This window comes from Sphingomonas sp. R1 (assembly GCF_025960285.1).
GTDB lineage: Bacteria > Pseudomonadota > Alphaproteobacteria > Sphingomonadales > Sphingomonadaceae > Sphingomonas.
The window spans coordinates 3,121,937-3,135,049 of sequence record NZ_CP110111.1 but is presented as its reverse complement, the minus strand read 5'-3'; the positions used below and the strand labels follow the sequence as shown (position 1 = coordinate 3,135,049).

Sequence of the window (13,113 nt, the reverse complement as noted above, 5' to 3'; positions counted from 1 at the left end):
TGACTAGAACGTCACGTACTCCCTCCGCGCGCATCCCTCTCGTGCGTATCCGAGATGACCAGTTTGACGCCCTTGAGGCCGCGACGGACGAGGTCGGGCAGGAAGGTGGACCAGAACGATGCAGCCTCGCTGGAACCGATGTGCAGGTCACCGTCAGAATCAGGACAGAGATCGCAGCCGCAAGCCGCCCGCCTCTAAAAACCGCCGGCCTTCTTAAGCCACTCATGCAGTGTCTGCGGAACGCAGCCGCTCCTCTCCGCGATCGAAACCACCGCCGCCCACCGCGATGGGTATACACGCTCGTGGTCAAGCACCATCTGCACCGCGCGCTCGCGAACCTCAGGCGCGAACTTGTTCGCCGTCTAGCTCATACTGGCTCCACCTTCTCAGGAGTTGGAGCCTCCGGCGCACCCGGCGCCGTTCATCTGCAAGGATTTTAAGGCCGTAAGACGCACGTTCTGCCGTCTCGAGGATTACCGACGCCCCGGCACGTGCCATGATCGCGCCGTCGCCATCCTGCTTGAGAGCATCCGCCTCTCCGCTAGCGTCATGTGGTTTTTGCATGCTCAGCCTAGCTAGAGGCAGCGCGCTGCAATCAGCAGCCCGCCATGCTCCATTCCAAGAGGTTAAACCGGGCTCTTCCACTGGCAAGAACCATCGATAGCTATTAGCTTGATGGCTGCGGCTCACAGCCTATTTGAAGCGGAACGTATATCGTGAAGAATAGAAAACGAACAAGCACCGGCGAACTTGTTTTCAATCCAAAGCGCAGGCTGCGGGAGTGGAACGGAAGCGAATCGGACGTAGCCTATGCCAAAGCGCTTGCTAAAACCGTGCGATATACTGGAAATCCGCAGCACAAACGTGACCCTGGCGACTTCAACCTTACACCACCTGCAGCACCCCGTGCTAACGCAACCCTATGCGATGACGCTAACATATTTGACAGGAAGACCGCGATTAAATTGCTCAAGGATGGGGCTCGCAAGGGGCTTGTAGATGGCCGCAAGGGTGAAGGCTTCCCATATCTGATATGGACTGTGCGCGACGGTGTCGCCTTCGAAGCACAGTTGGAAAATGCTGACAGAGGGGAATATCATGGCTATCCGATGCCCACTTCGGACCCCCTTCGATCACTGATCCTGAAAGCATACGCCGAGCGATGAGCACGCTGTCCTTCCATGTCGACGAATGGCTGCAAAGCGACGACCCTGACCCGCGTCGGGCCGGTACGCTGGCGTCGGTCGTAATCAAGGTCGGCGACATGCCAGCCACACGCCTCTTCGACGACTGGTCTAAGACGGTGACGGACCGAGCGCGACTACCGCTGTATTCGCTTGCAGAGTGGTTCGCGGCAAACTGGTGGCGGCTCCATCACGAGGTTGCTCATGAGTCTCTAAGCGGCTTTCCGCCAGTAGATTGGCGACTTTCCCATGATTTGGCTTCTGTTGGAGGCGGTTACATTTGGCCGCGCATGCGATTTGTTTGGGATGACCTGACGATGCAGGTATCCGCTCGCGCATTGCGCAACGCAGCGTGGGAACCAGTTCGTCATCTAAACGATATTGCTACAACTTCTTTATCAATAGCCATCTTCGACGCTGCCGTTGAGCGACTTATCAACCTCGTATTGGAGCGGTTGCGTGCGCTCGGCGTATGCGCGGAGCCATTGGCGACCATCTGGTCCGACGTGATCGAAGAGCGCAACGACTTGGAAGTCGCTGATTGGCGTGCATGGGAGGCAAGGCTAGGCTACGACGCGGGTGAAGCGCCCGAGAAGCTAATGGAGCAGATCGCTTCGTTGTTTGGCAAGGCTGGGCGAGCTGCTCTTGCGGAGATAGCGCCGGTCGTGGAGCCGCAAGCAGACATCACCCTCGACAGTCTGATGGCGATTGCGAATACGCCCGGCATTTCCGCGACGCTTCCTCTTACGGGCTTCGCGTCGTCGGAGCGCAGCCTCTATTTCTCCGGCAAAATGACTCCTTGGGACGCCGGGCGCGCAGCGGCCCGAAAGCTTCGGGATGACCACGGCCCGGCCACCGGGCCCATGGAAGATCGAAAACTGCTTGAATTCCTTGGAATCGGTAGTGCTGGATTGAATCGCGTTGCTACCAGTCACGATTTACCGATCGGCTTAGGGGTGAGATTGGAACGGCATGAGCGCTCAAATCTTCATTTTCGTCGGCGCAGTCCCGAAGCGATCCGTTTCGAGGCCGCTCGCTTTGTCGCAGAAAGCATGATCGCTTCGGAAAGTGACCATTACCTTCCGCTAACTGATCTCGCGACCGCACGTCAAAAATTCCAACGAGCTTTTGCCGCTGAACTTCTCGCTCCCATCGAAGAGATCATAGACTTGGTAGGACCGGCTCGCTCTACCGATGCGGTCGAAGCCGTAGGTGCAATTTACAGGGTTTCATCGCTCGCTATTTTCAATCACCTGGAAAACCATAGGCGGATGAGCCTGCAGGAGACCAACGCCTAGCGGGATTCTTAGCGATGATAATTAAGTTGAAACCTCAACTCACCTGCTCGGTATCGATCGCGTTCGACGTCATCCCCAGCAGATCGCGAAGGCGCTCCGCGCGTCGGCCGATCTCGCCAATGCTCTCCGGAGCGGGAAGAGAGTAGTCGGTCATGCTTCCCTCGCTCAAATATGTGACCTGCCACTTCTTCCATGGTCGTTACAAAGCTTTGTAGTCAATCTTGGTTTGTTCCGCCAGAACTCTTGAGCGCGTGCTTAGAGGGCGCTCTCCTCTGACCGTGCATATTGACCTGAGTACAGGATTTTGGTCGGAGAGGTGATCGACGATTCTCAGCAACTGAACGGATTCGGGACTTCTCTCGCGTCGGGAGACGGGCGGGCCCGCTCAGCCGACGAGCCCGTGGCATGCAGCGCAACCTTCTGTTGACAAGATCCCTCATAAGTTCGGGACATGAAGCAGAACGAACTTCGCCCCAGACAGGACGCACTTACCGGACGCTGGATCTACAAGCTCATGGCGATCCTGCTACCCGCGACGGCCCTAGTGGTCGTAGTGGTACTTATCTCAGCTCAGGAACTGTCTCGCCAAGGCTATGACACGCTGTTGAGCAAACCAGCGGGCGCATCAGCCTCGAGAGGAAGCCCTGAGCCCTACTTCATCCACCAGCCCGCTCGAGACGCGAAGGCACCCCCGGATCCAAGTCTAGTAGCGGAAGAAGACATAGATGCTCAGTCCCACCTCTATCGCCATTCCGACCACGTACATGGCCATACCAACACGCCGGGCACCTCTGCTGGCGGAAAACAGAAGGGCCAGCGCCGGAATTATGATCCCTACTGTGCACAACCCCAGGGCAAAGAGGAGTCCGGCGTATGCGCCGCCTGGGCCGCGGTCATCGAGTACGCCCAAGCGAACTCCGTCGCTCGGTCTGCCCTCCTCCTTCAATCCACCAGCAGCATCGTCTCGTTGATAATCAGCCTCTTCGAAGTTGTTGCCATTTTCGTCGCAGGCCGAGCCGCGGAACTCGCCGCTCAGAGCAATCGGCTCGCAGGAGCGCTCAGTGCCAGCTACCTTATCCCCTATGTCTATAACGAGAACGGCGTGTATCGGGCGGGCGTCGAGAACATTGGCGGGAGCAGGGCAGAGCTGGTCCGCCTTGCATTGTGGTGCACCGACTATCACGTCGTCGGCCAAGCTTGTCTCGTTCCGTCCGCTGAAGATGTTGGTGATCGCATCTTGGGAGCCGGCGCCCGCCTCGCAGTCAGCGACATCAACGATGCCAAGACGGCCGTTATCGAAGCCACGATGGTTGACCTGACCGGCCACCGAAGGTCGGTCACGTCGATCTTCGAGCGCAATGATGATGGCTGGTGCTGCGTAAGGCAGTATGAACATGGCGGTCTCCAAATTTGAAGGTTTCGTGGTGGCGGCAGACACGGGCGCGAGCCTCGTGACCCGGATGACGAGCTCTCTTCATCCCGGGATCGCGAGAGCTGTTATGCTCTCGGGCGCGCCGCTGCCGACGAAGCTCCGCTCCTCGAGTTCAAGGCGGAAGCGAGCACTGGACATACTCCCGGACGCCGGCTGGTTGGCGTGTGTATCTGCGGAAAAAGCTCAACAGCGGTAAAGAGATACATCTTAAGACACTTCGTACTTCCCAAACAGCGACTGGCGCCCGGCTCACGACAATCTTTTCAACTCTGCGGCGAAGCCGGAGGTACAGCGCTTTGCGAGTTACTGCTTCCGACCAATCGCTGGGGAGCACCCGGGAAGCGGCTGCGGACTTTCGAATCACTGGGCAGAAATTCACGATTGCCTGGGAAAGCGTGCGGAAGCGCCGGCGCAACATAACTTCCGAGCCCGTATGTTCACTTTACGTTCTCTTGGCGGCTCCCTCAGAATCGATGGGCGCCACGGGGGTGCCCGGCACTGCAATCAGATGCCGCAGGCGAGATCTCAGCCGGTCTGCCTCTTCTTCGCTGGCAAGCAACGCCTCCGCAACGCGCCTGCAACCTAGGCCAATCTTTGAAGAGCGGTGGTCAGCCGGCTGCGAGCTGCGGCGTCGTTGGAAAGGAACTCGACGTCACCGGGAAAGAAATTTCGAAACCCCTCCCGCAGCATGTCCTCGGCGTCGGGTAGTTCGATCGGATGTAAGCGTCCGGTCAGGGCGTCGCGGGAAGCGCCGGCATGTGTTCCCGCCCCATTAGGTTGTGAATCTATAGGTCGTCGTATGCAGGTTTCGATTAGCGTGGTCGCGACAGCGCCACGTGCATGATGCTAAGCTCCACTGCTACAAAGGCGCCGGCGACCCACAGCCAAACTACCTCAATTCCTATCCATTTTTGCAGCAACGTGATGGGCACGATGCCCACGACGAGCGCAGCTCTTAGCCATAGCAGAGCAGGCGAGCCTGTCCGGTTGCCGAAGAGACCCCAATTCGGGTCTCGAAACTTCTTCGGTCGGCCAGGCCATGGATCGTTGCCCTGCATCTCGCGATTCGCAGCATCGACGCCCAGCCGGTAAGTCCGAGTGAACAGCATCCTTAGGAACAGAAGGACAGCTGTGGCTCCCACTAAAAGTGTTCCAGGTAGCAGAATTACACGCGCAGGAGCGAACAGCGCGCTCGCCAATGATCCAATGCCCGCAAAGGTGGCTATCCAGAAGCAGATCGCTCTGAGTTGCGCGTCCATCATTGGCGCATATTACCAACCTTTCGCCCCCAGCCAAATCGGTGATTCAGCAGCGCGATGAACCGATACGATCTGACGAAACGGCCAAAGGTACGCGGGAGCGAGTCCGCTTTTTATGCACTTTCGAACGACGAGGCTTCTGGGTCGGCCCAATTCCAGGGCAGCAGCTCGTCCGTACGGTTGATGGGGTGACCTCGGCCAATTCGATTGAGCACATCGGCGAGCCAGACCTGTGGGTTGATGCCATTCAGCTTCGCCGTCTCGAGCAGGCTGTAGATCGTTGCTGCTCGCTCGCCACCGCAGTCTGCACCGGCAAAGAGCCAGTTCTTCCGACCCACGGCGATGCCGCGCAAGGCGTTCTCCGCCAGGTTGTTGTCGATCTCGAGGCGACCATCCTCCGTGTAGGTGAGAAGTGCCGGCTTCAGACGAACGGCATAGCGGAGCGCCTCCGCCAGCGGAGACCGCGCCGAAACCTGGGCGAGCACGCCGTCTGCCCATTGGAAGAAGTCTAGCGCCTTCAGCTTGGAATGTTTGCGAGCCTCCCGGCGATCGTCATGCGGGTCTCGAGTGATCCGCCGTTCGACCTCATAGAGATCGCCAATCAGCACCAGCCCTTCACGGGCAATGGAGCGGGCGTCGGCATCGAGCACGTCGTGCAGCTTGCGGCGCACATGCGCCCAACAGGCAACCGGCGTGATTAGCCCCGGCTGTCGATCGGCCGCGTAGAGCTTCTCGAACCCGGCATAGGCGTCAGCCTGCAGGAAACCGGCGAACGTCTTGAGGTGCTCGCGCGGGCGTTCTCCCTTGCGATCTGGGCTGTAGCGGTAGAGCGCCGCAGGTTTGTCGCTGGGGCGCCATCGTCGATTGTCGCGCACGTACACCCACAGCCGCCCCGTCGCCGTCTTGCCGCTGCCCGGCGACAGCACCGGAACCGGGGTGTCGTCGGCGTGGAGCTTGGAGCTGGCCATCACATGCTCGGCGATACGGTCGACCAGCGGCTGAAGAAGCCAGCTGACCTGGCCCATCCAGTCCGCCAGCGTCGATCGACTGACCTCCACACCCTCCCGCGCAAAGATCTGCGATTGGCGGTAGAGCGGCAGATGGTCCGCGAACTTCGAGATCACCACATGTGCCAGCAGACCAGGACCGGCTCGGCCACGAGGGACCGGCAGCGAAGGCGCCGGTGCCTGGCTGATCGCATCGCAGCGCTTGCAGGCCAGCTTCGGCCGAACATGCCGCACGACGTGAAAGCGTCCCGGCACATATTCCAGCACCTCGGTCACGTCTTCGCCCAACCGCGCCATTGCGCCGCCGCAGCTGGTGCAACCGTCCGCTGCCGGCGCAGGGTGCAGTACCTCTTCGCGGCGGAGATGCGCAGGAAGCGGCTGACGGCGAGGCTGGTTGCTTTCTGAGGCAGGTTCCTCGGCCGTCCTCCCGGCGATAACGCAGGTGGCATGCGCGTGCGCGGCCTCCAGATCCTCCAGCGACAACTCCAGCTGGTCCGCCAGCAGCAACAGTCGCTCCGAGGACTGGCCGAACTTCATCCGGCGCAGGCGAGCAAGCTGGACCTTCAGCTTCTCGATCTGCAGCGTCGTGAGCTTGATGGCATTCTCGGCCGCGGCGAGCTGCTGCCGGGTTTCCTGATGCGCAGATCGCTCGGCCGCCAGCGCCTGCTCGGAGGCTGCGAGCTTGGCCTGCATCGCCGCCAAAAGCGCCTTCACCGCATCAGGATTGTCGGGGATGTCCAGCGCATCGGAAGACATGGTTTTCCATACCAGAACAGCGACTCGCGCCCAAGCAAAATACGCAGTTTTCTGCAGCTTTCCGCTACATCTGGACGGGCAATCGCGGTGCCTCCGGCACCACCGTGCGACGCCAGTCCATTGCCTCGATCAGCAGGGCGAACTGCGCCGCGCTCAGCACAACGCCACCATTCACCAGCGGCGGCCAGACAAAGCGATGATGCTCAAGCCGCTTGGAGAACAGGCAGAGGCCGGTGCCGTCCCAATAGAGCGCCTTGAGATAGCTGCCCTTCCGGCTGCGGAAGAGGAAGACGTGGCCACCATAGGGCTCTTGGTCGAACAGCGGCTGCACCAGTGCCGCCAGGCCATCGAACCCGAGCCGCATGCTCACCGGCTTGCTGGCCAGGTACACCCTGGTGCCGGGTGGAAGCGAGATCATGCCGTTTCCCGCAGCACCCGCAGCACGCGGGCCAGTGCCTTCTCGTTGACATAGGTGTCCACCGATAGACGCACCCCGCAAGGCAGCTCTATGTCGATGCCACCGGGACGCGCTCCTGGATGGGGACGGACCAGATCCTCCGTCGGTCCGGCAGATGACGAAGGCTTCGCAGCTGATCGCTCGAGCGATGCCGGCGTCGGCGCCATGCCGGGCTCAGGCGGCGGTGCGTCCGACACCTTACCATAGGAAATGAACTGCAACGGCTCGCTGGCAACGTTAGACGCCTTCCGCTGCGCCGACCGCCAGTTGTAGATGAGGCTTTCCGCGATGCCGAGCGGCCGCGATACCTCGCCCACTGTCACTCCTGGGGCAGACGCTTCGGCTACGACGACCGCCTTCTCCGCATCGCTGTAGATCCGCCGCCGCTCCGTGCGGGTGATGACCTCCATGCGTCCCATCTCCTGACCTCCTTCTGGACTCCAGAAGGAGACCACGACAGGTCAGCACATTGGCGGCCACGTCGCGCACGACAACAGGCGGCTCACCGGACGCTTACGATCGGATCACCGAACTTGAGCTTCACCAGGCGTTCACTCGGGGGCCTTCTTGTGAGGTCGGGGAGGAGCACGACACCTGCTGGACGCTTGCCAAGCAGACGAACGAGGCTGCGGGCCGAGGCCCTGGGACGCACGGCTTCGAGCGACAGGGGCAGCCCCGCCCCGGCAAGTGCTTCGCCCAGTTCAGGCCAGCCACTGCTCGCTTCGTTTGGAATGGTGAATGAACGTACGGGCGCCGATCGCGGGCGGTCCGCTCGCGCAACGGCGTCCAGAATGGTCCGCGCAGCCTGGCTGGAACTTCCTGCGTCGAACGACAGCGTCATCCCAAAAAACGTCGCGCCCTTTCTAACGTCCAGCAGCGCACACATGACAGGCGCGACAAGTCCGTGTTCCGGATGCACGACTGCGACGTCGAGCGCGCAGAATTCGAGCACAAGATCCACGATACCTTCGGGCCTGAGGCCCCGGGCCCGTCTTGCCTCCTGAACCAGAGCCTCGATCTTACGCCGATAAGGCACGTGCACGCCTCGCTGCTGAGCGAGCATTTGAACGTTATGGACCACGCGGCGGATTGAGGCATCGGGCAATCCACGCTCGGCCTCCTGGATGAGGACCTCCGCATCCTCGTCGATTGGCATCCTCGCCTTGAATACGTGCCCAGTCGCGCCGAGGTCTGCCGGGCGTTGGCTCTGACGCCATGCCCGCAACAGCCTCCAGAATGTGGGCGCCGACACACCGAGCCTTCGCATCGCTTCCGCGCTGGAGATGGTGCCTCCTAGATACGTTTCGATGATCTCGATCCGCCGCAAGACCTCCTGACGCTTCCTCGGAACAATCCCGGACAAGTCGTAATAGGGTTCATTCGACATAACTTCTCCTTCTCGGCGAGATTCTCCCAAACAGCCCGCGCGGAAAGCCGTCACCAAGCGCAGGAATCGGCGAATTCACTTGCGAGTTGCTTTTCGGGATCTGGCGAGCGTCAGCTCGGCCAAGGCGCGGATTTTCGGAGATGGACACCTAGCCTACCACCTTCATCGCCTAGTCATTGATGGTCTTCCGTTCCGACGGTCACGAACCGCACCGCACCGCACCGCTCGTCAGCTATAGCTGCAGGCGCAGTGCGGAAGCTTGGTCCAGACCGATGGTCATTGCGGCAGCCTCTTGCCGCACCGCTCGACGAGTGGCCGCCGGAAGGACAGCGGCATCACGATGGAGGCGCGCGCCCTTCTGGGCGTCCATAAGGGCGCACACTGCGCTACTCGCATACACTTCTCGAACGGCGATTGTCGCCCAGCGATCAACGGTCGTTTCGGCTCTGCGCGGCGGTCTTGAGTACAGAGCTCTTTCGAGTTGAGGCTTCAGATCGATCGCTGGACCACCCTTGGGGCGGCTGCAACTTTCGGATCATTGGACAGGAAGTAAGCGTCCGACCAAGGCCGTCTGAGAAAAAAACGGCCTGTCCGTTCCCGCCCAGTTGCGGACGTTCGTGACCAGTCTTGCCCCGTGCACTAGCGGAAGGCAGTATGCGCTGATGATGAAAATCACACGGCTGCTTCGATCATCAGCGATTGGTTTGTCAGGTTTAGCCGCACTACTTTCTGCGCCTACACAAGCGGCGCCTCAAATGCCGCTAGCCGCAGGCAGCTACAAGCAGTTGAGCTTCGTTATGGTTGCAGCAGAAAAGTGCGGATTTCGCAGCTTTCGTGTCGGAGAAAGTGCTTGGTCGTACAAGTATCTCTACACAGCTGACGATCTCGGATCATACCCATGTATTCAAGCTTGGCTTAAAAAGTCAGCACGACGCCTCGGTCTCAAGCCTCGTTACCCAGAGGACGCCTACCAGCGATAAATCGTAGCGACGTCGGCCTATCGGTATCTATCACCGTAGGCGGACCGGCAGCTCACCACCACCTTCGGTCATTCGCTGGGGGAAGCTTCTTCAATCCACTGGAATGGCGGCTCTCGGCGCAACCGGTCGAACGAACGGCCGAAGGTGGTGGGAAGCTGCCGTCACTCTTTGCTGCCAAATGGGCTTGGCAGGCGGGCCACTTGCTCCACAGATATCAAACGGTCGACTACGGCGAGTTCGCGATATCCCCTCATGTGGCCATAGCCGTTATATTCTCCAGGTGGCTTAGGACAAACGGATCGTCGTCCGTCGAACGTAATCAAGAATGCTCGTGGCCTACTCATATCGGGTTCCACATCCTTCGGGATTGTGTCTGGCCACTGCAACCATGTTCCATCAGTATACTCACGCATCGCAGGTGTGAATCTGGGCTCACCGAGAAAGAACTCGGATCGTTCAAAATTGACCACGACGATACCCGTCATCCGCTCCCGCTTGGCCATCGGATAGCAATTTTCGCCATACTTCCAAGGCGCGCCCTTCACCCGACCTCCACATCGCTCGAGTACGGCAGAGTCTGTCATGAGCTTAGCGCACTGCTGCGGATTCGTTGGGGACCCGCAACCGGCAAGCAAAAGCGGAAGGACGAGCAGTGTTCGCACCATGAACGCGAGTATGCGGTACGGTCAACACGCAGGCAAGGTTGACGTCCGAAATTGGGCGCGAGCTGCCGGTCCGCTTTTCACGCATTTTCGGACGAAGAGGCTTCTGGGTCGACCCAATTCCAAGGCAGCAGCTCGTCCGTACGGTTGATGGGGTGACCTCGGCCAATTCGATCGAGGACGTCGGCGAGCCAAGCCTGTGGGTTGATGCCGTTCAGCTTCGCCGTCTCGAGCAGGCTGTAGATTGCTGCTGCCCGCTCGCCGCCGCAGTCGGCACCGGCAAAGAGCCAGTTCTTCCGACCCACGGCGATGCCGCGCAAGGCGTTCTCCGCCAAGTTGTTGTCAATCTCGAGGCGACCATCCTCCGTATAGGCGAGGAGCGCCGGCTTCAGACGAACGGCATAGCGGAGCGCCTCCGCCAGCGGCGACCGCGCAGACACCTGAGCGAGCACGCCGTCTGCCCATTGGAAGAAGTCGAGCGCCTTCAGCCTGGAGTATTTCCGTGCCTTGCGGCGATCGTCATGCGGATCCCGGGTGATCCGCCGCTCCACCTCGTAGAGGTCACCGATCAGCACCAGCCCCTCACGGGCAATGGAGCGGGCGTCGGCATCGAGCACGTCGTGCAGCTTGCGGCGGACATGCGCCCAACAAGCAACCGGCGTGATCAGCCCCGGCTGTCGATCGGCCGCGTAGAGCTTCTCGAACCCGGCATAGGCATCAGCCTGCAGGAAGCCGGCGAACGTCTTGAGGTGCTCGCGCGGGCGTTCTCCCTTGCGATCCGGGCTGTAGCGGTAGAGCGCCGCGGGTTTGTCGCTGGGGCGCCATCGTCGATTGTCGCGTACGTATACCCACAGCCGCCCCGCCGCCGTCTTGCCGCTACCCGGCGACAGCACTGGAACCGGCGTGTCGTCGGCATGGAGCTTGGGGCTGGCCATCACATGCTCGGCGATCCGGTCCACCAGCGGCTGCAGAAGCCAGCTGATCTGGCCCATCCAGTCCGCCAGCGTCGATCGGCTGATCTCGACACCCTCCCGCACGAAAATCTGCGATTGACGGTAAAGTGGCAGATGGTCCGCAAATTTCGACACCACCACATGCGCCAGAAGGGCTGGACCGGCTCGGCCGCGGGGGATCGGCAGTGAAGGTGCTGGTGCCTGACTGATCGCGTCGCAGCGCTTGCAGGCCAGCTTCGGACGCACATGCCGCACGACGTAGAAGCGTCCCGGCACATACTCCAGCACCTCAGTCACATCCTCGCCCAACCGGGCCATGGCGCCCCCGCAGCTGGTGCAGCCGTCCGCTGACGGCGCCGGGTGAACCACCTCTTCGCGGCGGAGATGCGCAGGAAGCGGCTGACGGCGGGACTGATTGCTTTCTGAGGCGGGTTCCCCCGCCGTCCTGCCGGCGATGACGCAGGTGGCATGCGCCTGTGCGGCTTCCAGGTCCTCCAGCGATAGCTCTAGCTGGTCCGCCAACAGCAACAGTCGCTCCGAGGAATGGCCGAACTTCATCCGGCGCAAGCGGGCAAGCTGGACCTTCAGCTTCTCGATCTGCAGCGTGGTCAGCTTGATGGCATTTTCGGCCGCGGCGAGCTGCTGCCGGGTGTCCTGATGCGCCGATCGCTCTGCCGCCAGCGCCTGCTCGGACGCCGCGAGTTTGGCCTGCATTGCCGCCAAAAGCGCCTTCACCGCGTCAGGATTGTCGGGGATGTCCAGCGCATCGAAAGACATGGTTTTCCATACCAGAACAGCGACTCTCGCCCAAGCAAAATGCGCGGTTTTCTGCAGATTTCCGCTACATTTGGACGGGCAGCCGCGGTGCCTCCGGCACCACCGTGCGGCGCCAGTCCATCGCCTCGATCAGCAGGGCGAACTGGGCTGCGCTCAGGACCACGCCACCATTCACCAGCGGCGGCCAGACAAAGCGATGACGCTCAAGGCGTTTCGAGAACAGGCAGAGGCCGGTGCCGTCCCAGTAGAGCGCCTTGAGATAGCTTCCCTTTCGGCTGCGGAAGAGGAAGACGTGCCCGCCATAGGGCTCCTGGTCGAACAGCGGCCGCACCAGTGCCACCAGGCCATCGAACCCGAGCCGCATGCTCACCGGCTTGCTGGCCAGGTACACCCTGGTGCCGGGTGGCAGCGAGATCATGCCGTTTCCCGCAGCACCCGCAGCACGCGGGCCAGTGCCTTCTCGTTGACATAGGTGTCGACCGACAGGCGCACCCCACCGGGCAGGTCGATGTCGATGCCACCAGGTCGCAAGCCTGGGTTCGGCCGTATCAGCTCCTCCTGCGTCGCCCCTGCCTCGCGCGCCGCAGCGCGGAAAGGCGCCGCCACCTTGGCGCCCCGAATAGCCACAGCGGGCTCTACATCGGAGCCAGTCGCCACTTCGCCATACGGCACAAATTGGAGCGGCTCGCCAGTCAGAAGCGCCATCTCCCGCTGCCGCTTGCGCCAGCCGTGTATCAGGCTGGGCGACATCCCCAGCTGCCGAGCAACGCCAACGATGGTAGCCCCCGGTACATCGCATTGTGCCAGCACCGCGGAGCGCTCCGCATCTGAATAGCGTCGCCGGCGCTCCGCGCGGGTGATAACCTCCATTCGCGCCATCCGCACTCTCCTTAAGGAGTGCGAAAGGACACTCCTGAGTGCTCCCCGCCTCGCGCAGCAGAAGTCTCCACGCAATACGGGT

Annotated in this window: 11 protein-coding genes and 1 pseudogene; 3 read left to right on the top strand and 9 right to left on the bottom strand. The window is 61.2% G+C overall.

The annotated features are described in order from the left end of the window. Nucleotides 1–38 precede the first annotated feature (38 nt). A pseudogene (locus OIM94_RS15040) lies at nt 39–140 on the bottom strand (transposase); the annotation flags it as partial. Between the two features lie 576 nt (nt 141–716). On the opposite strand from OIM94_RS15040, the gene OIM94_RS15035 reads away from it, so the two are divergent. The 3 genes from OIM94_RS15035 (at nt 717) to OIM94_RS15025 (ending at nt 3,896) form a co-directional block, all read left to right on the top strand. Beyond that, entirely contained in the window at nt 717–1,166 is a 450-nt protein-coding gene (locus OIM94_RS15035) for a hypothetical protein (protein WP_264607503.1), read from the top strand. Continuing rightward, nucleotides 1,163–2,482: a hypothetical protein gene (locus OIM94_RS15030; RefSeq protein ID WP_264607502.1), complete on the top strand. Its 1,320-nt coding sequence runs from the start codon at nt 1,163–1,165 to the stop codon at nt 2,480–2,482. The genes OIM94_RS15035 and OIM94_RS15030 overlap by 4 nt, the downstream gene beginning before the upstream one ends. A gap of 451 nt (nt 2,483–2,933) precedes the next feature. Then, nucleotides 2,934–3,896 carry a hypothetical protein gene (locus tag OIM94_RS15025; protein ID WP_264607501.1) on the top strand — a complete coding sequence of 321 codons (963 nt, stop codon included), beginning with the start codon at nt 2,934–2,936 and terminating at the stop codon, nt 3,894–3,896. Nucleotides 3,897–4,726: 830 nt separating this feature from the next. On the opposite strand, the gene OIM94_RS15020 is transcribed toward OIM94_RS15025, so the two are convergent. The 8 genes from OIM94_RS15020 to OIM94_RS14985 all read right to left on the bottom strand — a co-directional run bounded on the left by OIM94_RS15020 (nt 4,727) and on the right by OIM94_RS14985 (nt 13,031). Then, the gene (locus tag OIM94_RS15020; RefSeq protein WP_264607500.1) at nt 4,727–5,176 is read right to left on the bottom strand and encodes a hypothetical protein; all 450 of its coding nucleotides are present in this window, start codon (nt 5,174–5,176) and stop codon (nt 4,727–4,729) included. 110 nt (nt 5,177–5,286) lie between these two features. After that, a complete protein-coding gene (tnpC, locus tag OIM94_RS15015; protein ID WP_264607499.1) occupies nt 5,287–6,936 on the bottom strand; it encodes an IS66 family transposase in 1,650 nt (549 codons plus the stop codon). Nucleotides 6,937–7,000: 64 nt separating this feature from the next. Continuing rightward, on the bottom strand, nt 7,001–7,354 hold the full coding sequence (tnpB, locus tag OIM94_RS15010; RefSeq protein WP_264607498.1) for an IS66 family insertion sequence element accessory protein TnpB: 354 nt from the start codon (nt 7,352–7,354) through the stop codon (nt 7,001–7,003). Continuing rightward, nucleotides 7,351–7,803 carry a transposase gene (locus OIM94_RS15005; protein ID WP_264607497.1) on the bottom strand — a complete coding sequence of 151 codons (453 nt, stop codon included), beginning with the start codon at nt 7,801–7,803 and terminating at the stop codon, nt 7,351–7,353. Before OIM94_RS15005 ends, tnpB (OIM94_RS15010) begins: the two co-directional genes overlap by 4 nt. 92 nt (nt 7,804–7,895) lie before the next feature. Beyond that, nucleotides 7,896–8,780 (bottom strand): hypothetical protein, encoded by an 885-nt coding sequence (locus OIM94_RS15000; protein ID WP_264607496.1) that lies wholly within the window; start codon nt 8,778–8,780, stop codon nt 7,896–7,898. A 1,722-nt stretch (nt 8,781–10,502) separates the two neighbouring features. Beyond that, a complete protein-coding gene (gene tnpC, locus OIM94_RS14995) occupies nt 10,503–12,152 on the bottom strand; it encodes an IS66 family transposase (RefSeq protein ID WP_264607495.1) in 1,650 nt (549 codons plus the stop codon). Nucleotides 12,153–12,216: 64 nt separating this feature from the next. Beyond that, nucleotides 12,217–12,570: an IS66 family insertion sequence element accessory protein TnpB gene (gene tnpB / locus OIM94_RS14990; RefSeq protein WP_264607494.1), complete on the bottom strand. Its 354-nt coding sequence runs from the start codon at nt 12,568–12,570 to the stop codon at nt 12,217–12,219. Next, entirely contained in the window at nt 12,567–13,031 is a 465-nt protein-coding gene (locus OIM94_RS14985; RefSeq protein ID WP_264607493.1) for a transposase, read from the bottom strand. The genes tnpB (OIM94_RS14990) and OIM94_RS14985 overlap by 4 nt, the downstream gene beginning before the upstream one ends. Between the last annotated feature and the right edge of the window lie 82 nt (nt 13,032–13,113).

Excerpts from the sequence above, each read along its gene's own strand:
- OIM94_RS15030 (WP_264607502.1), top strand. The coding sequence starts at position 1,163 with ATGAGCACGCTGTCCTTCCATGTCGACGAATGGCTGCAAAGCGACGAC.
- OIM94_RS15025 (WP_264607501.1), top strand. The coding sequence starts at position 2,934 with ATGAAGCAGAACGAACTTCGCCCCAGACAGGACGCACTTACCGGACGC.
- OIM94_RS15020 (WP_264607500.1), bottom strand. The coding sequence starts at position 5,176 with ATGATGGACGCGCAACTCAGAGCGATCTGCTTCTGGATAGCCACCTTT.
- tnpC (WP_264607499.1), bottom strand. The coding sequence starts at position 6,936 with ATGTCTTCCGATGCGCTGGACATCCCCGACAATCCTGATGCGGTGAAG.
- tnpB (WP_264607498.1), bottom strand. The coding sequence starts at position 7,354 with ATGATCTCGCTTCCACCCGGCACCAGGGTGTACCTGGCCAGCAAGCCG.
- OIM94_RS15005 (WP_264607497.1), bottom strand. The coding sequence starts at position 7,803 with ATGGAGGTCATCACCCGCACGGAGCGGCGGCGGATCTACAGCGATGCG.
- OIM94_RS15000 (WP_264607496.1), bottom strand. The coding sequence starts at position 8,780 with ATGTCGAATGAACCCTATTACGACTTGTCCGGGATTGTTCCGAGGAAG.
- tnpC (WP_264607495.1), bottom strand. The coding sequence starts at position 12,152 with ATGTCTTTCGATGCGCTGGACATCCCCGACAATCCTGACGCGGTGAAG.
- tnpB (WP_264607494.1), bottom strand. The coding sequence starts at position 12,570 with ATGATCTCGCTGCCACCCGGCACCAGGGTGTACCTGGCCAGCAAGCCG.
- OIM94_RS14985 (WP_264607493.1), bottom strand. The coding sequence starts at position 13,031 with ATGGCGCGAATGGAGGTTATCACCCGCGCGGAGCGCCGGCGACGCTAT.